This is a genomic window from Nocardia sp. NPDC052316 (genome assembly GCF_044547795.1).
Classification (GTDB): domain Bacteria; phylum Actinomycetota; class Actinomycetes; order Mycobacteriales; family Mycobacteriaceae; genus Nocardia.
Map to the genome: position 1 here is coordinate 965,277 of NZ_JBIUBB010000001.1, position 22,319 is coordinate 987,595.

Below are 22,319 nucleotides of genomic sequence, written 5' to 3' on the forward strand. Positions count from 1 at the left end.
CGTCCAGGAAGTATGTAGACTCACTAACTCAAACAGCGCGAAACCTGTTCCGCGTAGCCATATTCGGCCATCGGCAGACCCAGTCCCTACGGATTGCCGACGGCCAGAGAGCACGGTATGTTCCGTGCGGTAAAAAGAAGACCTTGAGTTGGTTCTCGGCGGGTTGATCCAGACTGCTCCTAGACAGCCACCATTCGGGGACCATGCGCGGAGTGGAGGCGACGGAAGCGGAATGGAAGCTGCACCGCGTTCCTGGCAATTCAGCCTGTCCAACATGTCGGTCACGCGCAAGGTCGGCATCGTCCTGCTGCTGCCGGTGCTGCTCGCCTCCGCCTTCGCCGGACTGCGCATCAAGGACGAGCTCGGGGTGATCTCGAAGCTCGACGCGGCTACCGAGCAGGCCCGCATCCTGCGCCCGATGCTCGAATTCGGCGAAGCCACCGAACAACTCGCGATCGCCGCGGTCAACGCCAGGCCCGAGGACCCGATCGACTCGGTCGCCGCCAAGTTCGATCAGGCGGCCATCGATCTGGAAACCGCGCTGCGAACCAAGAAATCCGACGACGGCACCACCAAGGAACTGCCCGCGGCCATCGCGGTGGCGCGCACCATGCGCAACGGCCTGCGCACCTCCTCCCCCGCGACCATCGGCGCACAGGTCGACGAGGTCGGCACCCGAATCATCACGGCGATCTCGGTGTCCTCGTCGATCGAGGAGATCGTCATCCAGCGCTACTTCCTGCAGCTGGGCTTGATCGCCAACGCCTCCCGCCTGCTCACCCAGGAGCAGATCATGTCGGCGACCGCGGGCGGCGGTAACCCGGCCGCCCTCGCGGGCATGCTGACCACGCTCGGCGCCGAGATGATGCTGACGTACTCCTATCCGCAGATGAGTCCGTCGTCCGCGACCAACGCGCAGGTGCTGACCGACGCGGTGCAGACCCGCATCGGCGCGCTCAGCCAGAACCCGAACAGCCTCGGCAACAACCCGGTGATCACCGATTCGTTGCGCACCAGCTCCGACGCCTACCGCCAGGCCACCACGGCGCTGCTCGGCACAATCGACTCGAAGCTGGCCGACCGGACCATCGAGCTGCGCAGCGCGGTGCTGCGCGACGTGGCGATCGTGATCACCACCCTGCTCGCCGGTCTCGCCCTCGCCCTGGCGGTGGCCCGCTCGCTGGTCGTACCGATTCGCCGCCTGCGCCACGACGCGTTGCAGGTCGCGCACGTCGACCTGCCGAAGGAGATCGAGGTGGTGCGCACCGGCGGCGCGACGCCGAAGATCACGCCGGTCGACATCCGCACCACCGAGGAGATCGGCCAGCTGGCCCGCGCGGTCGACGATATCCACCAGGCCTCGCTGCACCTGGCCGCCGAGCAGGCGCGCCTGCGGGTGCAGATCGGCAGCATGTTCGAAACCCTGTCGCGGCGCAGCCAATCGCTGGTCGAGCAGCAGCTGGCGCTGATCGAGGATCTCGAGCACGACGAGGACAACACCGAGCGACTGCAGAGCCTGTTCCGCCTCGACCACCTGGCCACCCGGATGCGCCGCAACGGCGACAACCTGCTCGTGCTGGCCGGTACTGCCCTGCGCCGTGGCCAGCTGCACCCGGTCCAGCTCTCCGACATGCTGTGGAGCGCGGTCTCGCAGGTCGAGGACTATCAGCGCGTCGAGATCGGCGCCGTCCCCGACGGCATCGTGGCGGGCGAGCCCGCCATCGACATCGAGCACCTGCTCGCCGAACTGATCGACAACGCGCTGCGCTACTCCCCGCCGACCACACCGGTCACGCTGTCGGTGTCGCGCGCCGTCGACGGGGGCTACCTGATCGAGATCATCGACCGCGGCCTCGGCATGTCGACCGAGGATCTGCGCGCCATCAACGACCGGCTGAGCTCCGGTGGTGAGGTCACCGTCGAAACCGCCCGCCGGATGGGTCTTTTCGTGGTGGGCAGGCTGGCGAAACGGCACACCATCACCGCGAGCCTGCGGCGGACCTCCACCACGGCGCAGCAGCCCGGCGTCACCGCGAGCGTGCACCTGCCCGGCGCGCTGGTCGCACCGCCGCTGGATGCCACCGACCCGACCGGCAAGCCGCTGGAGCTGACCGGCGACTACGACCTGCCCGCGCAGCCGCGCACCCTGGTGCCGGTGCCGAGCCTGCCGCAGCACACCTCGCCGCGCTTCGAGCTGAGCAGCTCCGGTCTGCCGCAGCGCAGGCCGGCCATCCGGGTCGCCGAGCCGCCCGGCCAGCCCGCCGTCTCGGTGCCGACGCGGACCAACACCCCCGACACCGATTCCGACGCGCAGCCGCCGACGCAGCCGTGGTCGATCAACACCCCGACCGACGATCGTTCTCCCTTCGGTCCGCCGACGGTGGGCGTGAGCGCACCGATCCGGGCGGCCGACGCCGAGCCGGAGCGGCCGGCCGGTTTGTGGGCCGAGCCGGAATCCGAGTCGCCCCAGCGGGAGCCGTCCCAGCGCGAGTCGTCCCAGCGTGAGCCGGAGCCGGAACTTACGGTGCCCCAGCAACGAGTGTTACGGGAGCCGCAGCAGCGCGGGCCCGAACAGCACCAGGCGACGGGGCCGAACGCCGAGCGGGAGCCGACCCGCACCACCTCGCGCTCGGGCCTGCCCATGCGTCGCCCGGCCGCGGTACCCGCACCCGAGCCGACGCCTACCCCGGCACCCGAGCGCACCCCCGAGCCCGCGACGGTGACCTCATCCCGGTTGCAGCCGGTGGCCGGCGCCTCGCCGACCCCGATCTACCAGCGCATGGTGTCGGAGTGGCTGGTCGAGCCCGCGACGTCGCAGTCCGCCGAGAGCACCTGGACCTCGCCCGCCGACGTCGGTTGGACCGCGGCCGAAGAGGCGACACACCCGACACCTACCGGCCGCACCAGCGGTGGACTTCCTATCCGAACGCCGGGCGCGCAGCTCGTCCCCGGCGGTCTGGCCCAGGCAGACGAATCGGGAGCCCGTGATCCCGAGGAGATTCGGAACAACCTGACCAGGCATCTCAGTGGGGTCCGCAGTGGGCGGGCCAATGCGCAGTACGACGACGGAGGGCTTGCATGACCAACGCGAACAGCACCACGGATGAGAACCTGAACTGGCTGGTCGCCAGATTCACCCGGGACGTACCCGGCGTGTCCCACGCGGTGCTGGTGTCGGCCGATGGCCTGCTGCAGGCGACCAGCCCGCACCTGCCCTCGGATCGGGCCGAGCAGCTCGCGGCCGTCACCGCCGGTCTGGCCAGCTTGTCGATGGGCGCGGCGTCGCTGTTCGACGGCGGCAAGGTGATGCAGTCGATCGTCGAGATGCAGCGCGGCTACCTGCTGGTGATGAGCGTGGGCAACGGCTCGCATCTGGCCGTGCTCGCCAACAAGTCGCACGATATCGGGCGGATCGGCTACGAGATGGCGCTGCTGGTCGACCGCGTCGGCACGGTGGTCACCGCCACCGCGCGTACCGCGGTTTGAGCAGGAGATGTCCAATCCCTACGGACCTGGACCCCGACCGACCACGCGTGTCCGACCGTATGCCCTGACCTCCGGGCGTACCGAGCCCGCGGTCGACCTACCGCTGGAAGCGGTCATCGAGACCCTGTCCTACACTGCGCATCTCGACTGGCCCACCGGTGACGTCCGCACGGATATCCTTCGGCTCGGCACACACCGGCTTTCCGTCGCCGAGATCGCCGCTCACTTGGATCGTCCGCTCGGCATGATCCGGGTGATGATCGGTGACCTCGTGGTAGACGGCATTGTGCGTCTGCATTCGACACTGACTGACGAGGCGAGTTTCGACGAGCGCCGTTCTTTGATGGAGAGGACTTTGCGTGGACTCCGTGCCCTATAAGAAAATCGGGCCCGACACCAACCCCGGCCAGGCCGACGGGGACAACCGGACCGCGTCCACGAAGATCGTGGTGGCGGGTGGTTTCGGGGTAGGTAAGACAACATTTGTCGGCGCGGTGTCCGAGATCGTTCCGCTACGCACCGAGGCCATGGTGACCCGGTTCTCCGACGGTATCGACGACCTCGCCGAGACGCCGGAGAAGGAAACCACCACGGTGGCCATGGATTTCGGCCGGATCATCCTGCCGGGCAACCTGGCGCTGTATCTGTTCGGCACGCCGGGCCAGCGGCGCTTCTGGTTCATGTGGGACGACCTGATCCGCGGTGCGATCGGCGCCGTGGTGCTGATCGATACCCGCAGGCTGGAGGACAGCTTCGCGGCGGTCGACTTCTTCGAGGCGCGTCAGCTGCCGTTCCTGGTCGCGGTCAACCGTTTTCCGAACGCTCCCCGCTTCCCGATCGCCGAGCTGCGTGAGGCGCTCGCGGTGCGCGAGAGTGTGCCGATCGTGGACATCGACGCCCGCAACGCCAACGAGGTGCGCCAGTCGCTGGCCGCGGTGACCGAGTACGCCATCCAACGCCTCGCCGCGCAGGAGCGGGAACAGGAACAGGCGGTGCTGTGAGCGAGGTGCCGTCGTGACCTATTTCAGTATGGGTTACTGGATCATCGGTCTGTCCGTTGCGGTTTCCGTGGTCGGTGCGCTGGTCGGCTTCAGTTGTATCCGGCAGTCGACGCGCTCGGTGACCTCGAAGTTCCGGGTGGTGTGGCAGGCCTCGGCGGCGATCTCGATCGGCGGGGTCGGGGTCTGGCTTCCGGTGTTCGTCTCGATGCTCGGTGTCACGGTGCCGGGCAGCCTGGTCCGCTACGACGTGTGGAGTGTCGCCGCGGGCGCGGCGATCTCGGTGCTCGCGGTGTGGGCCGCGCTGGCCATCATGGGGCGGACGCTGAACGTCGCGCGCCTGATCGGCGCCGCGGCGATCATGGGCGGTGGTTTCGGCCTGATGCACTTCTTGGCCTTGGACTCCATGCACATTCAGGGATCGACCACGCTGGCTCCGCTGCTGTTCGCAGGCGCGGTGGCGATCGCGGTCGCGGTGTCGGCGGCCACCCTGTGGTTCACCCAGCCGAGGCGGCCGTTGTCGCTGCTGATCGGCGCGGCGGTGGTGTTCGCGGCCGGGATCACCGGCATGCACTACACCGATCTGCTCGGGCTGGAGGTCGATCTCGCGACGACCAGCGCGACGCCGCCCGGTGAGGATCTGTTCGGGTTCTTCGTTCCCGCGTTCGTGGTCGGCATGCTGTCACTGGCCGTCCCGATCAGTGCGATCCTGATCGCGCCGGATCGGCGTACCTCGATTCCCGTGCGGGCGCCCGCGCCGAGTTCCGCGTTCTGAGTTGATTCGGGTGGCCAGGGTTCGGCAATGCCGCCGAATTCCCTGTCGACCCGATTTACAGTGAGAGATATGCGTTTCGGTCTCGACTACGCCGGGGGCCGGCCGGGGGGTGCGGCGATCCGCGCGGCGGGTTTCGACTTCGTGGTCCGGTATCTGTCCGACGGCGGCCCTACCCTGCCAGGCAAATTGCTGACCCCGGCCGAGGCGGATGACCTGCGCGCCCATGGTGTGTCGATCGCGTCGAACTGGGAGACCACCGCAGCCAGGATGCTGGACGGCTACGGTGCCGGTGTCGTCGATGCGCGGGCAGGCTTGGCGCAGGTGCTGCGCTGCGGCGGCAGGCAGGATCGCCCCATTTACTTCTCCGCCGATTTCGATGCGACGCCGCAGGATCAGCAGCGGATCAACGCCTACCTCGACGGCGCCGCGACCGTGCTCGGTCGCGCGAATGTCGGTATCTACGGCGGGTATTGGTCGGTGAGCCGCGCGCTGGATTCGGGGAGCGCTACCTGGGCTTGGCAGACCGATGCCTGGTCGGGCGGCAATGTGGAGACGCGGCGCAATATTCATCAGACGTTGCGCCAGCAGGTGGTCGGCGGCGTGGTCTGCGATGTGAACGTGGCCGAGACAACCGATTTCGGTCAGTGGGATTTTGCCGAGGAGGCGGACGTGACGCCGGAGCAAGAAGCAGTGCTGCGCGATATCCAGATTCAGTTGCGCGGGCCGGGGTTGTCGGGCTGGCCGCAGTTGGGCACCGACGAGCAGGGCCGTAATCGCACGCTGGTGGACGGTGTGGCCGCCGCGTTGGCCCGGATCAGCGAGCTGGAGGGCGAGCTCGGTGAATTGCGCACCGAGATCAGCGAATTGGAGGCGACTACCGCCGAGTTGACCGAGCAGGTGGAACGCTCGTGCGGCAGGCGGTGGCCGTGGCCGCTGTCGTTGGTCGAGGGTCCCGCGAATGTGGTGGGTGAGCAGTTGGCGCGATTGGAGTCGATATTGCCCGATCTGCCCGGTTTGCCGGGGCAGGGCGGGGGTACGCAGCACACATCCAGTAGTGATGAGTCGGATTCGCGGGCCAAGCGGTGAGTCGGCTCGTGCGGGCTGTTGTTCCGCAGTGGCGGAGCGACGGTTCCGCGGCCGGGATGTTGGCGATGAGCGGGTTCTCTCGGAAACCGGGAGAACCCGCCCTCGTGCACGAGGGTACCGGGGCCAGGACACGAGCGCATCACTTCCGGGAGACTTTTCCGCCGCTCAAAAACCAACCAACAGTACGTATTTCACCTGGCAGCTATCGGGTCGCAATCTGATCGTCCACGAGGTTGCAACGTAGGCCCGAACGTGCCGGTAGCTGCCGGATTGCCATTTGTTCAGGGTACCTAACGAAAGTTGGCCATCAACCCGGCGCGACGGCCCGATCGGCCGTTCGACCCCGCCCGGCGCGTTCGTCACCCACGACAGCACCGTCCGAGTTATCGTCGGCTGGCACATGGCGCTCATCGAGCGCCGCACATCCAGGTTCGTTCGAAGGAGTTCGCATGGCCGTCAACGTGGTGCTCGACAAGGCTCTCGACAAGGCGTACGAGAACAAGTCGCTGAACGAAATCCTCTCCGCTCCTCCTTCGGCCCTCGCCGGTCTCACCGAAGCGCACGACAAGCAGCTGCTGGAGGCGCTCAAGATCAAGACGATCGCCGATCTGGCCAACAACAAGTACTTCCGGCTCGCCGCGACCCTCGCGGATCTCGCCGACAAGGAAGGCTGAGCGAGCTCAGCCGTACCCAGCGGGCCCCGCAGGATCTCCTGCGGGGCCCGCTGTCGTTCCGCGTTCAGCACCGATCGAGATCGATCAGTCCCCTACGCACCGCCGCGACCAGTCGGCGCGGCACCTTGTGCACCACGCCTGCGACGGTCACCGGCACCAGATCCGGCGGCGTCGCCTTCCACTGCGCGCGCCTGCTGCGGGTATTGGACCGCGACATCTTCCGCTTCGGGACCGCCATCTCAGCCCTCCCCGCGCCGCGCGCGCTTGCCGTACTTGCGCTCGAACTTCTCCACCCGGCCCTGGCTGTCCAGCACGCGGTGCGCGCCGGTCCAGAACGGGTGGGAGTCCGATGTCACATCGACCATCAGCAGCGGATAGGTGTTGCCGTCCGACCACTGCACGGTGCGCGTGCTGGTCGCGGTCGACCGGGTGAGGAACTGCTTGCCGGTGCCCGCGTCCTCGAACACCACCGGGTGGTAGTCCGGATGGATTCCTGATTTCATTTCGCCTCTCCTCTCGGGCTTTTCACGTCTTCGATCGGCAGCGTCGCCTCCGCGCTCTCGCACGGGTCGGCGTGCCAGGCGCCGAACGGGTCCTCCCACAGCGCGACTCGTTCGGGCGCGCGTTCGACCAGGCGCAGCTCGTCGTCCTCCACCAGCGCCCAGTGCAGTGCCTCGCGGATCTCGTTGGGGTCGGCGTCGTGCACCAGGATCACCAGCGAGATGTCCCGGTCGCCGAACTGGTCGTCCCAGCGCAGCGCGGCCATCGCCCGCCGGTCCGGATCCGCCTGCGCGAGTTCGGCTTCCGACATCGCCGCCAGCCAGCGACCCGCACTGCCGACGCGCAGGCCGCCGCCCGCGGACTCCAGCCAAGCCACCTCGTCGGGCTGGGTGGCCAGCCACATGCGGCCGCGAGCGGTCACCACACCGTCGAACAGCACGTCGAGCGCTTCGTGCAGGCGGCCGGGGTGGAACGGCCTCGCGGCCGCGAATTCCAGAAGGGCCACCCCGTAATCGCTGGTGAGCGGCGGCTGTCCGCGCAGCAGCGGAGCGTGTGCGTCGAACACTTGGCCGCGGCGCGAGTGCGCGGGAACGCGCGCCAGCAGCTCCTCGATCCTGGCCGCCGTGAGCGTCCGCGGATCGTCCACCCAGGCCACCGGCGCCTCCGGGACCAGCCTGGCCAGCACCGCGCCGAGCTTGCCGCGCTCGACCTCGGCACCCGGCACGGCAGGCCCCACTGCGATGACCGCGTCGGCGAACTCGACCTGACCGACGGCCAGCTGCGCCACCGTCCGCTCGTCGTCGGCGCGGGCGAGGCCGCGCTCGGCGAGCGTGTCCTCACCGGTGGCGTCGGCCAGCCACGCGCCCGCGTCCAGGAAGGTCAGCACCGCGTCGATGCGCACGTCGCGTCCGGCCGGTCCGTCGACCCGGCCCAGAATGCCCTCCACCACAACGTGTTCGATGGCGTGGCAGACCGCCTCGGCCTCGAAGGCCGGATCGAGTGCCAGCACGATGCGGTCGACCGAATCCCGTGCGGCCAGGGTGCGCAGCAGCGGCAGCAGGTCGATCCGCAGGGTGCAGGAGACACAGCCGTGCGCGAGTTCGAGCACGTCGGAGGTCTCGTAGGTCGCGCTGCGCACCGTGCGGTGCACGATGCCCTCGTTCAGTTGTTTCAGGTCGTGATGGACGACCACGGTGCCGGGCGCTTCCTGGCACAGCACGGTCGCCGCGTACTCGGCGCCCGCCGCGGCGGGCCCGGCGAATCCCGCGAGCACCACGACCGGTATTCGCCGGTCGGTCTCCGATGGGACCACGGACGGCACCCCTTTCGATAACGATTTTCATTTGCGTCAGAGCAACGGTACATTGTCGATCGACCGTTGTCGAAAATGATTGTCATCTACCGGAGGGAGCCCGTATGTCGGCCCACTGCCAGGTCACCGGGCGCAAGCCCGGGTTCGGCAAGTCCGTATCGCACTCACACAGGCGGACCAACCGCCGCTGGAACCCCAATATCCAGCGCAAGACCTACTTCCTGCCCAGCGAGGGCAGGCGCGTCACCCTGACCGTCTCGGCGAAGGGCATCAAGACCATCGACCGGGACGGGATCGAGGCCGTGGTGGCCCGGATCCGAGCCCGCGGCGACAAGATCTGACGAGGAGAAACCGATGGCGTCCAAATCGACCGAGCTAAGGCCGATCGTCAAGCTGAAGTCCACCGCGGGCACCGGCTACACGTATGTGACCAGGAAGAACCGCCGCAACGATCCGGACAGGATGGTGCTGCGCAAATACGACCCCGTCGTGCGCAAGCACGTCGATTTCCGTGAGGAGCGGTGAACACGATGCCGCACACCATCTTTCCGAAGGAACGCTGAGATGGCGAAGAAGTCGAAGATCGCCCGCAACGAGCAGCGCGCCGCCGTCGTCGCGCGCTACGCCGCCCGCAGGGCCGAGCTGAAGGAGCTCATCCGCAAGCCGGCCACATCGGCGACCGACCGGGCCGAAGCCCTCGCTGAGCTGCAACGACAGCCGCGGGACGCCAGTCCGGTACGATTGCGCAATCGGGACGCCGCCGACGGACGACCGCGCGGTCACCTCCGGAAGTTCGGATTGTCCCGTGTGCGTGTGCGCGAGATGGCCCACCGGGGCGAGTTGCCCGGTGTGCGCAAATCGAGCTGGTAGACAACCACCGTTCTCGTACGAAGGATCCGTATATGGCAGTCAAGCGAGCACCGTCGAAGAAGGTTCGCGCCGAACAGGCCCGCCGTCCGAAGAAGAACCCGCTCATTGCCGCAGGCATCGAGAAGGTCGACTACAAGGACGTCAACCTGCTGCGGACGTTCATCTCCGATCGCGGCAAGATTCGCAGCCGCCGGGTCACCGGGCTCACCCCACAGCAGCAGCGGCAGGTCGCCGTCGCGGTGAAGAACGCCCGCGAAATGGCGCTTCTGCCCTTCACCAGTCGGTGATCACCGCCGCACGAAAAGTGGGACCCCGATCGCTCGGGGTCCCACTTTTGCCTTGCGCCGCAATGATTTACGGGATGGTCAGCACCTGGCCCGGGTTGATCGCGTCCGGGTTGTCGATGCCGCTGGCGTCAGCGATCTCCTGGTAGCGGTTGCCGTCACCGTAGAAGCGCTCGGCGATCGCCCACAGGGTGTCACCCGGCTCGACCGTGTAGGTCTGCGCCGCGGGGGCCGCGGGCGGCGGCGGAACCTCTTCGGCGGCAGGGGCCTCGGCGACCGGCTCCGGCTCCGGGGCCTGCAGCGGGTTGTCGGTCTTGGTGTCGGAGGCCCACAGCGCGCTGCCGTCCTTGCCGTACAGCACCACATTGCGGTCGGCCTGCACGACCAGCCGGTCCGCGTCCTTGCCATTGGTCTCGGTGGACCAGGCCGCACCCTCGCCCTTGTACAGCACGAAGTTGCCGTCGTCCTGCAGGGTCGCGCGCTCGACACCCTGGTTGTGAGTCAGGGTGGACCACACCACATTTCCCCCCGGCTCGGCGAGCACGAGGTTGCCGTCGTCCTGCAGCGTAAGGGTGTAAGCACCACCCTGCAGGGACTGCCCCAGTCCGAGTTCTTCGCCTACGCGCAGTGTGTCGCCCACGGTACTTCCTTTCGAAGATTCTGAAGAGCATCCGACAATCGACGCGCGCCGCAAACACAGGCGGGCATCTAGGCCGAAGATACTGCTCCGGCGCGGGTTACGTAGGGATTACGCGCACGGTTCGCCGAAAGTTCACTGTGGGGTGTGTCCTATTGCCGTGTCATGTTCTGTGTGAGATGGCGGCGGCGCGCCCACTAGTGTTGTCGGCATGACTCGGATGTCGGGCGGGCGCGCCGCCGCAGCTGTTGCCGTTGTGCTCGGGTGCCTCGCCGCAGCGGGGTGTGGCGGTTCGAACGACGCTGCGCCACAACCGAAAACACCCACGACGACCAGTGCCGCGCCGAGCACCCCCGCCCAGGACACCGGCGGCAACAGCGGCCGCCCGTTCACGGCCGACCCGACCATCGTGAACGCGCGCCCGATCGCGTTCGACTCATGGACGCGGCTGGCAGACGACCGGATCGCGGTCAACTTCCAGACCGGCACGCCGGAGTGCTACGGCGTGGACGCCACTGTGCGCGAGACTGATTCGACGGTCACCGTCGAGCTGCGCTCCGGCACCCGCGCCGACGCGGTCGGCCGGATGTGCACCATGAACGCCGTGTTCGGCACGCTCGAGCTGCCGCTGAAGGCACCTTTGGGCAACCGGCAAGTCCTGAGCGCGGCATAGGCGGCGGGTGCGCTACGACGCGGGTTCGCCTACGGCATCGGCCAATGCGGCGAATTCGGGATAGCTGATCGCTTGCGGGGGACCCCAGGTCTGCTGCGCCGTCACCCGAAGCGGCATCGTGACGGCCGCGGCGATCCGGTCCGGTGTCTGCACGGTCGGGTCGTCGCACCAGACGAACAGACCCGAGCCGAGATTGCGGGCGTTTTGTTCCGGCGTCAGCCGAGTGCCGTCCACGAACAAGGTGGGATCCCATAACTGGTAGGCGACGGGCGGCGGCACGTTGCCCACCGCCGTCGGTCCGCCGGTCACGTAGTAGGTCGGCGTGAACGCGGCGTTCCTGATCTCGTGGCCCGCGGCGATGAGATCAGCCGGGCTGCGGGCATTTCCGAAGTACGGCAGGGGCAGCTGCGGGATGCCCGCCCGGCTCCAGTAGTCCACGACGATGTCGGAGCCGATGGCGAGGGTGCCGGCGCCGGTGTGCAATCCGTCGTTCCATACGCGCGGCCGCTTGCCGTGTGCGCGGACGATATCCGCGCCCCAGTTGATCAGGCCGAGGAAGGCGTCCACGGGCTGCGCCTGCGGACCGTAGGTGGCGCGCGCATACGCACCGAGCTGCGGGTATTCGTCGTAACTCGCGACCCGGGCGCCGTCGAGCAGGAACTCGTCCGCACCCAAATGCCAGTAGCGGCCGGGGAACAGCGGCAGGAACTCCTCGAGGATGTCGCGCATCAGGTCGTAGGCGCGCGGATTCGCTATGTCGATGGCCGCGTCGGAGACCCGCCCGTTCGCGCTGCGCAGTTTCAAGTCGGGGTGCGCGGCCAGGATGCCGTTCATGTGGCCGGGGAAGTCGACCTCCGGCACGACCTCGACCTGATGCCGCGCCGCGTACTCGATCAGCTCGCGGACATCTTGCTTCGAATAGTGCTGCGCCGCTGTTATTTCCGGATGCACCTCGCTTTCCAAGCGAAAGCCGAAGGTGTCCGAGAGGTGCAGGTGCAGCAGGTTCATTCTGAGATAGCCCATACGACGGATCTGCGCGCGCAGCAGGTCTACCGGCATGAACTCGCGGCCGACGTCCAGCATCAGGCTGCGTTCGCGGTATTGCGGCCAATCCGTCACGGTGCCACCGGGCAGCTCGTTGCGCTGCCGCAGTAGTTGCAGGGTCGAGCTGGTGGCGTAGTACGCGCCGGCGAGACCGGCACCGCGCAGTTCGAGGGTTTCGCCGATCGAAATACGGTATGCCTCAGGAGTTTCCGGTGCGCCCGCTACGGGCCCTGTGCTCAGCACGATGTCACCGGCGCGGCCGGTTGAACCTGACTGCGCGACAATGGCATTGCCGGTGAGCGATCGCAGTCCAGCCGCGAAGTCTGTTGCGGTGTCGCGCAGAGCATCGTGCGCATATACCACCCGTGTCTGCGCGCCGAGGGAGAACGCTCCCCTGCCGGGCTCCCACGCCTTCAGCGTCGGCAACGTCTGCGGCGCCCCCGGCTCCGCCCCAGCCGGAGGCCGGCCACCGAGCGACACCGCTACGGCAGCAACGATCACGACCACACCCGCAGCCACCGCACGAATCGACATGCGGCCACTGTACGAAACCGTGCGGACAACCTCGGGAGGTTCGGCACTCGCCCGCCGCCATACCGGCGTCCACATCATGGCGCTGCCGCCGAAATCGAGTCCCTGACAACCAGTGCGGTAGTCGTATGCGGGAATCGGGCGTGCGGCCCGCAAACGCCGAACGCCACGTCGGCGCACCGACGTGGCGTTCGAGGTCGCTCGGCTCAGTGCGCGAAGTGGCGAGACCCGGTCAGGTACAGCGTCACTCCAGCCTCCCGAGCCAGATCGATGGTTTCCTGATCACGGACCGAGCCGCCCGGCTGCACGATCGCGCGGACACCCGCCTGCACCAACTGCTGCGGGCCGTCCGGGAACGGGAAGAACGCGTCGGAGGCCGCGACCGAGCCCTTGGCGCGATCACCGGCGCGCTGCACGGCAAGCTGCACCGCGTCGACGCGGTTGACCTGGCCCATGCCGACGCCGACCGAGGCACCGTCGTGCGCGAGCAGGATCGCGTTGGACTTCACGGCACGGCAAGCGCGCCAAGCGAATTCGAGGTCGGCGAGGGTCTGCGCATCGGCCGCCTCGCCCGCGGCCAGCGTCCAGTTGGCCGGATCGTCGCCCGCGGCGTCGAGGATGTCGCGCTGCTGCAACAGTGCGCCGCCGCTGATCGGGCGCAGCTCGGCGCCCGCGCGCCGCGGCGGCTCGGCGATCAGGATGCGCACATTCTTCTTGCGCTGCAACACTTCCACCGCGCCGTCGGCGTAGGCCGGGGCCACGATCACCTCGGTGAAGATCTCCGCGACCTGCTCGGCCATCTCCACGGTGACCGTCCGGTTGGCCGCGATCACGCCGCCGAACGCGCTCACCGGATCGCAGGCGTGCGCCTTGCGGTGCGCCTCGGCGATGTCGGCGCCGATCGCGATGCCACAGGGGTTGGCGTGCTTGATGATCGCCACCGTCGGCACGGTGTGGTCGTAGGCGGCCCGCCAGGCCGCGTCGGCATCGGTGTAGTTGTTGTACGACATCTCCTTGCCGTGCAACTGCTCGGCCTGCGCGAGGCCGAGGCCACCGTCGTTGTTGGTGTACAGCGCCGCCGCCTGATGCGGGTTCTCGCCGTAGCGCAGCACCGCGGCGCGCTCCCAGGTGCCACCGAGCCAGGCCGGGAACAGCTCGTCGGCCGCCTGCTCGCGCTCGTTCACCCCGGGCACCAGCGTGTTCGTCAGCCAGCTCGCGACCGCGACGTCGTAGCTCGCGGTGTGCTGAAATGCCTTGGCCGCCAACGTGGTCCGCTCCGCCAGCGTGAAACCGCCGGACTTCACCGCGCCGAGCACCTCATCGTAGTCACCGCTATCGACGACCACGGCCACCGAGGGATGGTTCTTCGCCGCGGCGCGCACCATCGACGGACCGCCGATGTCGATCTGCTCGACGCACTCGTCCGGGCTCGCGCCGCCGGCCACGGTCTCGGTGAACGGGTACAGGTTCACCACCACCAGCTGGAACGCCTCGACGCCGAGCTCCACCAGCTGCTCGACGTGCTCCGGCTTGCGGGTGTCGGCGAGGATGCCCGCGTGCACCCTGGGGTGCAGCGTCTTCACCCGGCCGTCGAGGGTCTCCGGGAAGCCGGTGAGCTCCTCGACTTTGGTCACCGGGATGCCCGCGTCGGCGATCTTGCCCGCGGTCGAGCCGGTGGACACCAGCTCGATGCCCGCGGCGTGCAGACCGGTCGCCAGCTCGATGAGGCCCGTCTTGTCGTAGACGCTCACCAGCGCCCTTTTGATCGCCTTACGCTCACTCACCGGAGAACTCGCTCATTCGGGATAACTGCCTTTCGTCCGTCGGAAACAATGCCCCGCGTCGCGACGGCGGCGACGACCTGCGCCAGCAACCGTCTTTCGACAACCTTGATGCGCTCGTGCAAGCTCGCCTCGTCGTCCTCGGGCAGCACCGGCACCGCCTCCTGGGCGAGGATGGGTCCGGTGTCGACGCCCGCGTCGACCAGGTGCACGGTCGAGCCGGTGACCCGCACCCCGTAGGCGAGTGCGTCACGCACCCCGTGCGCGCCGGGGAAGGCGGGCAGCAGCGCGGGATGGGTGTTGATGATCCGGCCGCCGAACCGATCGAGAAAGGCCGGGCCGAGGATCTTCATGAACCCGGCGGAGACCACCAGGTCGGGTGTGTAACTCGCGACCGCGTCGGTCAGCGCGGCATCCCAGGCGGCGCGATCGGGAAAGTCCTGCAGTGCCACCTTGAAGTGCGGCACACCGGCGGCGTCGGCGTGCTCGGTGGCCGCGCACCCGCGGTCGACGCCGACCGCGACGATCTTCGCCGGAAAGTCCGCGGCGGCGGCCGCCTCGAGCAGCGCGCGCAACAGCGAACCGGTGCCCGAGGCGAGCACGACCACGGTCGCCGGGGCCGCGGCGGGCGCCCACGCGGCGTGCGGCGACGGGCTGGGGTCGGCGGCCGGCGAGGCCGGCGGGGTGGGTGAGCTCAGGGCTCTACTCCTGCGAGTCGATCCGGATGGCGGACGGAAGAGCTCCGCCGCGGTAGAGCCTAACGACCCTCGACCCGGCCACTTTCCGGCAGGTCCGCCTCGACCACCTCGGCATCGACGATGTCCGGTGTGGTATTCGCACCGGGCGCGCGCACGGTATCGATCGAGGTTTGTTCCTCGACGAGTTCGCCCTCCAGTTCGACTTCCAGGTCCGCGCCGTCGTAGTCGGCGTAGTCGTCTTCGAAGTAGTCGTGGTGGTCGGTGTACTCGTCGTCGGTGTAGTAATCGTCCGCGTAATTGTCGTCGGCGTAATTATCGTCGGCGTAGTAGTCGTCGTCCTCGTCGTACGGGTCGGCGTAGCCGTCGGGTGCGGTACCGACCGGGACGAGGAACCAGCGCGCGAACGCCAGACCGAGGTAGCCGGGGATGGCCAGCCAGGCGAAGGTGACCACGGCGAAGATGGGCGGATCGAGGCCGATCCGGCCGAAGGTGCCGAGCTCACCGCCTGCGACGACGCCCAGCAAGAGCAATCCGAGGGTGGCCAGCGCCGCCGAGCACAGAGTCGCCCAGGGCGCGTCGATCCGGTCGGTAGAACTGCGGGCCAGGTCGAGTCCGCCGAGCACGCCGACCGCGGCCGGGATCAGCAGGAGCACCGGCCACCAGCCCGCGGCCGGTCCGGTCGGCACGGCCGCCATCAACGGCACGGCCGGAATCGGCCCGCCGACAATGGAAAACACGCCGAACGAGGCCGCACCGATCTGCGCGCTGGATCCGACGAGCACGCCGACGGTCTGCACCACCAGATTCGGCAGGTAGGCCAGCGAGAGCAGGGTCAGTCCGAGCACTCCGGCAAAGTTTCCCGCTCCCTGATAGGTGTCGCCGACTCGCGGAATGTGCACGAGAAACGAGAGGACGACCAACGCGGCCGCGCAGCCGAGCAGGCGCAGCATCGCCCGGCCCGCGCCGTACAAGCCCGAGATGGCCCATTCGGGCAGGCGAAGCAGGGCGAACAGCTCATGCCGGTTCCTGGTGGCGATCCCACTCGCCGCCGCGATCAGATACAACCCGAATACCCAGGCGAACGCGGCAAGAGTGTTCGGCGGTTGCAGCGCCACGACACCGGACGCGTCCTCGGCGACCGCGAGACAGATGGCGGTGATCAAGAGCGGTCCGCCCAGTGCCGCGCCGACTATCCAGCCGAGATCGGCACGCGTGCACCCGGGTTCGACGGCGCGGGCACATTCCCGCCCGGCCAGCCAGAGCACCAGCGCGGTCGGCAACAGCGGCAGCAGGCCGAGCGAGGTCTTGCCGATCACCAGCGGAACCTGGTGCACGCCGAGCCATCCCGCGGCGATCGCGCCCGAGGTGCCGGCGAGGTTGCTGCCCGAGGTCAGCAAGGTGGCCAGGACGAGCACGATGATGGCGGCCAGCGCGTAGGCCGTCGGACGCCCGGCGACCAGCACGAGCACCCTGGCGCGCTCCGGGGTCAGCGACAGAAACCCGGCCTCGTCGGGCTCGGGCGGCTCGGGCGCCTGGCGCGCCCCACCGGCTCGGCGGACCAGCGAGTTTCTGGACGAACTCACGAGGCCGCCCCGGGACCGCTCGGCTCCATCGTGCGCTCAGGCGCGCTGCATCCCTGATTCACTCGCTGACGCTCACTCATGACAATTCAGCGTGGCAGCTCCCCCGGCACGAGCGGGTCAGGCGCGCCGGATGGCCCGCGCCGGGGAACCGCTGCTACTTGTTGTCGTCGGACGGGCGGAACGCCTGGGTGGCGTCGGCGGACGGGTCGCCGCCCTGCTCGCCGCCGAACGGCTGGCCCGGCTGCTGCTGCGCGCTCTGCTGGCCCGGCTGCGCGTAGTTCGACGAACCGTACGGCGACTGCTGGGCAGGCTGCGGCGCGGAGCCGAAGTGCTGGGTGGCGTTCTCGTCCGGGCGCGGCTGCGCCTGGCTCGGCGAACCGTACGGCGAACCCTGCTGCGGCCCACCGAAAGCCGTGGTCGGCGGCTGCTGACCGTACCCTGGCTGGCCGTAGGCCTGGCCCTGCTGACCGTAGGTCGGCTGGCTCGGCTGGCTCTGGCCGTACGGCGAAGCCTGCTGCCCCGCACCGTAACCGGGCTGCTGGCCGTAGGGCGACTGCTGGCCGTAGGGCTGCCCCGGCTGACCCTGGCCATAGCCGGGCTGATTCTGCCCGAACGCGGAGAACGACGACTGTTGCTGCTGGCCGTAGCCGCCCTGATTGAAGCCCGGCTGGCCGGCCGGCCGCGGTGCGGGCGCCTTGACGATGCCCGACTCGAACAGCACCGCGCCGACTGCGAGCGCGGCCTGCACGAAGGCGAGCACCAGCAGAGCGAACGCGCCCCACTTCAGCTCGATGCCATCGGAGAGGGTGAACGAGTGCAGCGCCAGCGCGAGGAAGCCCGTGACGGACGCCGCCGCGGCCGCACCGGTCCAGCTCTGCTTGGGCAGCACCGACAGCGCGGCGAGCAGTCCGCCGAGCAGCAGCAGGCCGAGCAGGGCCGCGCCACCCGCCTCGAACAGGCTCGCGGTCTCACTGTTCGCCACCCGGGCGCCGCCGAAATCGACCGCCTTGGTGCCGACGAAGGGCAGGAAACCGAGCAGGAAGTTCAGCACGCCGAGCGCTGCGACACCGACCACCAGGAAGAACGGCAGCCCCTTGGCCTCGGCACCGGACGCAGTCGCGGCGGAAGTGGCGCCGGTCGCCGTCGAACCGGAGCTGGGTGGGGTGGAGGGCGCGGGTGTGTTGTACCCGGAGCCCCCGGACGGGTATGACATGTCGTCGTCTCCTAGGTCGAGTCATACGTGGTCTTCAACTGCTGGATCTGCACCTGACGCTACTGCACTCGCCCGTCCGGGTCACCCTCAACAGACCGGGCGGATGACCTGATCAGCCCGGTTCGGCCAGGTCGCAGGCCGTTTGCCGACCGCTAGCACCGCCCTCAGCCCATCTCAGCGCGGTTTCCGCCGCGTCGCACCGGTACAGCCGGGTGGGAACAGCCGGTCCGTATAGCGCTGCCAGCCGAAGCCCGCCGCGGCGCATTCGCCCCGAACCTCCGCGAGCAGCGACCACGCGCCCGCGTCGTCGCCCTCGGCGAACAGCAGCGAGACCGCGACGGCGCGGGCGGCCAGCAACGGCACCCCACCGGGCGCGGCCGCGAAGACCTCGTCGAGCAGCGTTCTGACCGCGCTGAATTCGCCCTTGGCGAGCAGCACATCGGCCAGGTCGACGCGGGCCAGGCCGGTCGCGTCCGCCTCGTGCCCGAGCGCGGCGCGGCAATACGACTCGGCCGCGTCGAGATTGCCCGTCGCCAGCGCGGCGGCGGCGCGGGTCAGGTCATTGAGCGGCAGGATCTGCCGGTCGTCCAGCCGGCGGGCGTAGCGGTCGGACTCCGCCGCGGCGGCCAGCGCCTCGTCCAGTCGCCCGAGACCGAGCAGCGCCTTGGCCCGGTTGCTCAGGCCGCGGGAGAGTCCGTGCTCGTCCTGGTGAGCCGCGTCGACCTCGCTGGATCGGGTGTAGGCCGCGAGCGCCTCGGCGGGTTGCCCCGAGTACAGCAGCGCGGTGCCGAGCGCGTCGGCGAACGAAGCGCCCTGGGTGTCGCGCACCGCGAGCCGCTCCCCCTCGCTCAGCCGGGCGACGGCCTCGGGCAGCCTGCACCGTTCGATATCGACGATGCCCTGGTAGTAACGGACGGTTTGAGCGAGTTCGGCATCGTAGAGTGGCGCGGCCAGCTCGCCCGCCTTGGCCAGCTGTACCGCTGCGGCCTCCAGGTCGCCGGTCATCAAGGTATGAAAACCATAGTGGCTCAAGGCCTGTGCCAGTTCGTGCGGAGTGACCTCGGCCGACTCGGTCAGCGCGGCGTAGTGGCGCCGTGCCTCGTGGAACCAGGCTCTGGTGAGCCAGGGCACATGCATCTCCACCGCGAGCCGCAAACCATCTGTGGCCCTCGGCGTTACCGGCGCGCGCTCCAGCGCGGCCAGGATGTTCGGCCACTCCGCGAACACCGCGGCGACCGACTCCGCGGCGGCGAACCCGTCCGGCGCGCCGATCGTGCGCACCAGGTTCAGGCACCAGCGCAGGTGCTCGGCGCGCAGCCGCTCGATCTCCCCCGCCTCCGTCAGCCGGGCCAGCGCGTAGTCACGGACGGTCTCCAGCAGCAGGAAACGTCTTGCCGCACCGTCCGTCTGGACGGTGACGAGATTCCGATTCACCAGATCCACCATGGCCGGTGCGATGTCGCCTCGCTCGAGATCGCCGGCCGGTACCACCGCCTCGGCGGCCTCCAGAGTGCAGCCGCCCGCGAAGACGCCGAGCCTGCGCAGTACCTTCCGCTCCCGGTCGGCGAGCAGCTCGTAGCTCCAGTCCAGCGCCACCCGCAGGCTGGTGTGCCGACCGCCCGCGCCGCCGACCAGCAGCCGGACCCGATCGTCGATCCGTTGGGCCAGTTGGGAAATCGTCAGCGTCCTGGTGAGGCCGGCGGCCAGTTCGATGCCGAGCGGCAGCCAGTCCACCGCCGCGCAGATGGCTACCAGGCTGTCCCGCTCCGCCGCCGTCACCAGCCCGTGCAGTCCGGCCCGCTCGATGAGCAGCGCCACGGCGACACCGCGGTCCAGCGGGCCAAGCGGATATACCGACTCCCCGGGTACCGCCAACGGCCGCTGCGAGGTCACCAGGATGCTGAAACCCGTTGCTGTCTTGGCTAATTCGGTCACCGATCCGAGTACGTGCTCCGCATTGTCGAGAACAAGCAGCGCGTGCACCCTGGCAAGCGCGTCGATGATGCCGGGCAGTGGGGCACTCGGATCGATCGACCCGTCGGCGGCCAGACCGCCCTCCGCCAATGCCGCTGCCACCGCAGGCAACACATCCTCGGCGCGGTCCAGCGGTGCCAACTCGACCAGGACGACCGGCCGGCCGGACCGATCGATCGAGCGCGCGAGTTCGGCGGCGAGGCGCGTCTTTCCGCTGCCCGCGACACCGACCACCGTCGTCAGGCCGGGCGCTGCCAGACGCTTTGTGAGCGTGTCGAATTCACGACCGCGGCCGACGAAGCTCGTCATCGGCGCCGGCCCGGTGCCGCGCCTCGGTCGTGGTTCCGTCGCGGACTCGCCCGCGCCTGCGGCCGTTCTGCCCGGCGCGGAAGCCACTTGACCAGCCGAGGACAACTCACCGCTCGACACGGCCGCCGACACACGCAAGGCCGGATCATGTTCCAGAATGCGGAGTTCCAGCGCGGTCGTATCCGGCGAAGGGTCGACACCCAGTTCCTCGGACAACGCCCGCCGCAGCCGTGCCAGCCGGTCCAGCGCGTCGGCCTGCCGCCCCGTCCGATACAAGGCCAACGCCAACAGGCACAGCAGCGGCTCGTGCAGCGGATGCCGGCCGACCAGACCGGTCAACTCGGTCACCACCTCGCCTGCCGCGCCGAGTTCGAGGTTCGCCTCCAACTTCGCGACGGTCAGCGAAAGCCGCCAATCATCGAGCCGCTCCCCTTCGGCGGCCGCGAACGGCACCGTGCGCAGATCGGCCAGCGCGGGCCCCCGCCACAATCCGAGTGCCGCCTCGGCCGCCGCCGCGACGGCGGCGTAATCGCCGGTGCGCCGCGCGGAATGCAGCCGCTGCGCCGCCGCCTCGGCCGCGAGCAGGTCCGTCGCGCAGACCGTCGCCTGATACCCCGCGGGCGTGCGCTCGATGACCTCCGCCGACGGCCCGAGCGCGGCGCGCAGCCGCGACACGACCACCCGCAGCCGCTGCACCGGCCGCTCGACCTCGGCACCCCACAAATCCTCGGCCAGTCGCCCATCCGGCACCGGGACACGGTTCGCCAACGCCAACCGCACCAGCACCGCCCGCTCCAGCGGTCGATCGACGGTCACCGCGACACCGTCGGCCCACACCTGCACTGGACCCAACACCAGCACATCCACGCCGACCAGCATGCACCGTCCGGTATGCCCGTGTCTCCCGCATACCCCGCGCATGACGAAGGCCGCCCTCCGATTCGGAGAGGCGGCCTAGGTCATACTCTAGTTCAGGCGGTAACGCTCGCCTTTTCCAGAATTTCGCGAGCCAGCGCGGCGGTCTCGGACGGCGTCTTGCCGACCTTGACGCCCGCCGCCTCCAGCGCGTCCTTCTTCGCCTGGGCGGTGCCCGCGGAGCCGGAGACGATGGCGCCCGCGTGGCCCATGGTCTTGCCCTCGGGGGCGGTGAAGCCCGCGACGTAGCCGACGACCGGCTTGGTGACGTTGGCCTTGATGTAGGCCGCGGCCCGCTCCTCGGCGTCGCCACCGATCTCGCCGATCATCACGATCAGCTTGGTCTCGGGGTCCTTCTCGAACGCCTCGATGGCGTCGATGTGGGTGGTGCCGATGACCGGGTCGCCGCCGATGCCGATGGCGGTGGAGAAGCCGAAGTCACGCAGTTCGTACATCATCTGGTAGGTCAGGGTGCCCGACTTGGAGACCAGGCCGACCGGGCCCTTGCCGGTGATGTTGGCCGGGGTGATGCCGACCAGCGCCTCGCCGGGGGTGATGATGCCGGGGCAGTTCGGGCCGATGATCCGGGTCTTGTTGCCCTTCTCGACGTTGTAGGCCCACGCGAAAGCGGTGTCCTGCACCGGGATGCCCTCGGTGATGACCACGAGCAGCGGGATCTCCGCGTCGATGGCCTCGATGATGGCGTCCTTGGCGAACTTCGGCGGCACGAACGCGATGGAGACGTCGGCGCCGGTCTCCTTGATGGCCTCGGCGACGGTGCCGTACACCGGCAGCTCGACCGCGTTGCCGTCGGAGTCGGTGTGCGCGACGGTGGTGCCCGCCTTGCGCGCGTTGACACCGCCTACGACCTGGGTGCCCGCCTTCAGCATCAGTGCGGTGTGCTTGGTGCCCTCGCCGCCGGTGATGCCCTGGACGATGACCTTCGAATCCTTGTTGAGGAAGATAGACATTTCC

General features: G+C 68.9%; 23 protein-coding genes. 12 read left to right on the plus strand and 11 right to left on the minus strand.

Annotated elements, in window-relative coordinates; genetic code table 11:
- Nucleotides 1–232 precede the first annotated feature (232 nt).
- The 7 genes from ACIHA7_RS04490 (at nucleotide 233) to ACIHA7_RS04520 (ending at nucleotide 7,019) form a co-directional block, all read left to right on the plus strand.
- The gene (locus ACIHA7_RS04490; protein WP_397285472.1) at nucleotides 233–3,082 is read left to right on the plus strand and encodes an ATP-binding protein; all 2,850 of its coding nucleotides are present in this window, start codon (nucleotides 233–235) and stop codon (nucleotides 3,080–3,082) included.
- Nucleotides 3,079–3,486, plus strand: a complete 408-nt coding sequence (locus ACIHA7_RS04495; protein ID WP_107659354.1) for a roadblock/LC7 domain-containing protein — start codon at nucleotides 3,079–3,081, stop codon at nucleotides 3,484–3,486. The genes ACIHA7_RS04490 and ACIHA7_RS04495 overlap by 4 nt, the downstream gene beginning before the upstream one ends.
- 7 nt (nucleotides 3,487–3,493) lie before the next feature.
- Nucleotides 3,494–3,865: a DUF742 domain-containing protein gene (locus tag ACIHA7_RS04500; protein WP_107659355.1), complete on the plus strand. Its 372-nt coding sequence runs from the start codon at nucleotides 3,494–3,496 to the stop codon at nucleotides 3,863–3,865.
- Nucleotides 3,855–4,487, plus strand: coding sequence for a GTP-binding protein (locus ACIHA7_RS04505; RefSeq protein WP_397285475.1), 633 nt, complete (start codon nucleotides 3,855–3,857; stop codon nucleotides 4,485–4,487). The genes ACIHA7_RS04500 and ACIHA7_RS04505 overlap by 11 nt, the downstream gene beginning before the upstream one ends.
- A 13-nt stretch (nucleotides 4,488–4,500) precedes the next feature.
- The gene (locus ACIHA7_RS04510) at nucleotides 4,501–5,259 is read left to right on the plus strand and encodes an MHYT domain-containing protein (RefSeq protein ID WP_397285477.1); all 759 of its coding nucleotides are present in this window, start codon (nucleotides 4,501–4,503) and stop codon (nucleotides 5,257–5,259) included.
- A 69-nt stretch (nucleotides 5,260–5,328) separates the two neighbouring features.
- Complete coding sequence (locus tag ACIHA7_RS04515) at nucleotides 5,329–6,345, plus strand: glycoside hydrolase domain-containing protein (RefSeq protein WP_397285479.1); 1,017 nt, start codon at nucleotides 5,329–5,331, stop codon at nucleotides 6,343–6,345.
- 449 nt (nucleotides 6,346–6,794) lie between these two features.
- Nucleotides 6,795–7,019 (plus strand): hypothetical protein, encoded by a 225-nt coding sequence (locus ACIHA7_RS04520; protein ID WP_107659358.1) that lies wholly within the window; start codon nucleotides 6,795–6,797, stop codon nucleotides 7,017–7,019.
- Between the two features lie 64 nt (nucleotides 7,020–7,083).
- Here the strand turns inward: ACIHA7_RS04520 and rpmF are convergent, their stop codons facing one another.
- The 3 genes from rpmF to mrf are packed head-to-tail and all read right to left on the minus strand — an operon-like array spanning nucleotide 7,084 to nucleotide 8,832.
- The gene (gene rpmF / locus ACIHA7_RS04525; RefSeq protein WP_397285482.1) at nucleotides 7,084–7,257 is read right to left on the minus strand and encodes a 50S ribosomal protein L32; all 174 of its coding nucleotides are present in this window, start codon (nucleotides 7,255–7,257) and stop codon (nucleotides 7,084–7,086) included.
- Nucleotide 7,258: 1 nt separating this feature from the next.
- Nucleotides 7,259–7,522, minus strand: coding sequence for a type B 50S ribosomal protein L31 (locus ACIHA7_RS04530; RefSeq protein WP_107659360.1), 264 nt, complete (start codon nucleotides 7,520–7,522; stop codon nucleotides 7,259–7,261).
- Nucleotides 7,519–8,832, minus strand: coding sequence for a ribosome hibernation factor-recruiting GTPase MRF (mrf, locus tag ACIHA7_RS04535; RefSeq protein WP_397285485.1), 1,314 nt, complete (start codon nucleotides 8,830–8,832; stop codon nucleotides 7,519–7,521). Before mrf ends, ACIHA7_RS04530 begins: the two co-directional genes overlap by 4 nt.
- A 104-nt stretch (nucleotides 8,833–8,936) precedes the next feature.
- Here mrf and rpmB point away from each other — a divergent pair, with 104 nt between their 5' ends.
- From rpmB to rpsR, 4 genes are read left to right on the plus strand one after another with little or no spacing between them, the layout of a single operon-like run.
- Nucleotides 8,937–9,173, plus strand: a complete 237-nt coding sequence (rpmB, locus tag ACIHA7_RS04540) for a 50S ribosomal protein L28 (RefSeq protein WP_107659362.1) — start codon at nucleotides 8,937–8,939, stop codon at nucleotides 9,171–9,173.
- A gap of 13 nt (nucleotides 9,174–9,186) precedes the next feature.
- Nucleotides 9,187–9,357, plus strand: a complete 171-nt coding sequence (rpmG, locus tag ACIHA7_RS04545; RefSeq protein WP_011211511.1) for a 50S ribosomal protein L33 — start codon at nucleotides 9,187–9,189, stop codon at nucleotides 9,355–9,357.
- 39 nt (nucleotides 9,358–9,396) lie between these two features.
- Nucleotides 9,397–9,702: a 30S ribosomal protein S14 gene (gene rpsN, locus ACIHA7_RS04550; RefSeq protein WP_397285487.1), complete on the plus strand. Its 306-nt coding sequence runs from the start codon at nucleotides 9,397–9,399 to the stop codon at nucleotides 9,700–9,702.
- A gap of 32 nt (nucleotides 9,703–9,734) precedes the next feature.
- On the plus strand, nucleotides 9,735–9,989 hold the full coding sequence (gene rpsR, locus ACIHA7_RS04555; protein WP_040738992.1) for a 30S ribosomal protein S18: 255 nt from the start codon (nucleotides 9,735–9,737) through the stop codon (nucleotides 9,987–9,989).
- A 67-nt stretch (nucleotides 9,990–10,056) separates the two neighbouring features.
- On the opposite strand, the gene ACIHA7_RS04560 is transcribed toward rpsR, so the two are convergent.
- On the minus strand, nucleotides 10,057–10,626 hold the full coding sequence (locus ACIHA7_RS04560) for a LysM peptidoglycan-binding domain-containing protein (RefSeq protein WP_397285489.1): 570 nt from the start codon (nucleotides 10,624–10,626) through the stop codon (nucleotides 10,057–10,059).
- A gap of 208 nt (nucleotides 10,627–10,834) precedes the next feature.
- Here ACIHA7_RS04560 and ACIHA7_RS04565 point away from each other — a divergent pair, with 208 nt between their 5' ends.
- Nucleotides 10,835–11,296 (plus strand): hypothetical protein, encoded by a 462-nt coding sequence (locus ACIHA7_RS04565; RefSeq protein WP_397285491.1) that lies wholly within the window; start codon nucleotides 10,835–10,837, stop codon nucleotides 11,294–11,296.
- 12 nt (nucleotides 11,297–11,308) lie between these two features.
- On the opposite strand, the gene ACIHA7_RS04570 is transcribed toward ACIHA7_RS04565, so the two are convergent.
- From ACIHA7_RS04570 to sucD, 7 genes are all read right to left on the minus strand, one after another.
- A complete protein-coding gene (locus ACIHA7_RS04570; RefSeq protein WP_397285493.1) occupies nucleotides 11,309–12,874 on the minus strand; it encodes a family 20 glycosylhydrolase in 1,566 nt (521 codons plus the stop codon).
- Between the two features lie 203 nt (nucleotides 12,875–13,077).
- Complete coding sequence (gene purH, locus ACIHA7_RS04575; protein ID WP_397285495.1) at nucleotides 13,078–14,655, minus strand: bifunctional phosphoribosylaminoimidazolecarboxamide formyltransferase/IMP cyclohydrolase; 1,578 nt, start codon at nucleotides 14,653–14,655, stop codon at nucleotides 13,078–13,080.
- The gene (gene purN, locus ACIHA7_RS04580; RefSeq protein WP_397286512.1) at nucleotides 14,652–15,350 is read right to left on the minus strand and encodes a phosphoribosylglycinamide formyltransferase; all 699 of its coding nucleotides are present in this window, start codon (nucleotides 15,348–15,350) and stop codon (nucleotides 14,652–14,654) included. Before purN ends, purH begins: the two co-directional genes overlap by 4 nt.
- Nucleotides 15,351–15,409: 59 nt before the next feature.
- Nucleotides 15,410–16,933 carry a DUF6350 family protein gene (locus ACIHA7_RS04585; RefSeq protein WP_397285497.1) on the minus strand — a complete coding sequence of 508 codons (1,524 nt, stop codon included), beginning with the start codon at nucleotides 16,931–16,933 and terminating at the stop codon, nucleotides 15,410–15,412.
- Nucleotides 16,934–17,087: 154 nt separating this feature from the next.
- Entirely contained in the window at nucleotides 17,088–18,146 is a 1,059-nt protein-coding gene (locus ACIHA7_RS04590) for a DUF5336 domain-containing protein (RefSeq protein ID WP_397285499.1), read from the minus strand.
- 174 nt (nucleotides 18,147–18,320) lie between these two features.
- Nucleotides 18,321–21,296, minus strand: a complete 2,976-nt coding sequence (locus ACIHA7_RS04595) for an AfsR/SARP family transcriptional regulator (protein WP_397285501.1) — start codon at nucleotides 21,294–21,296, stop codon at nucleotides 18,321–18,323.
- Between the two features lie 104 nt (nucleotides 21,297–21,400).
- Nucleotides 21,401–22,315: a succinate--CoA ligase subunit alpha gene (gene sucD / locus ACIHA7_RS04600; RefSeq protein WP_397285503.1), complete on the minus strand. Its 915-nt coding sequence runs from the start codon at nucleotides 22,313–22,315 to the stop codon at nucleotides 21,401–21,403.
- Nucleotides 22,316–22,319: the final 4 nt, after the last annotated feature.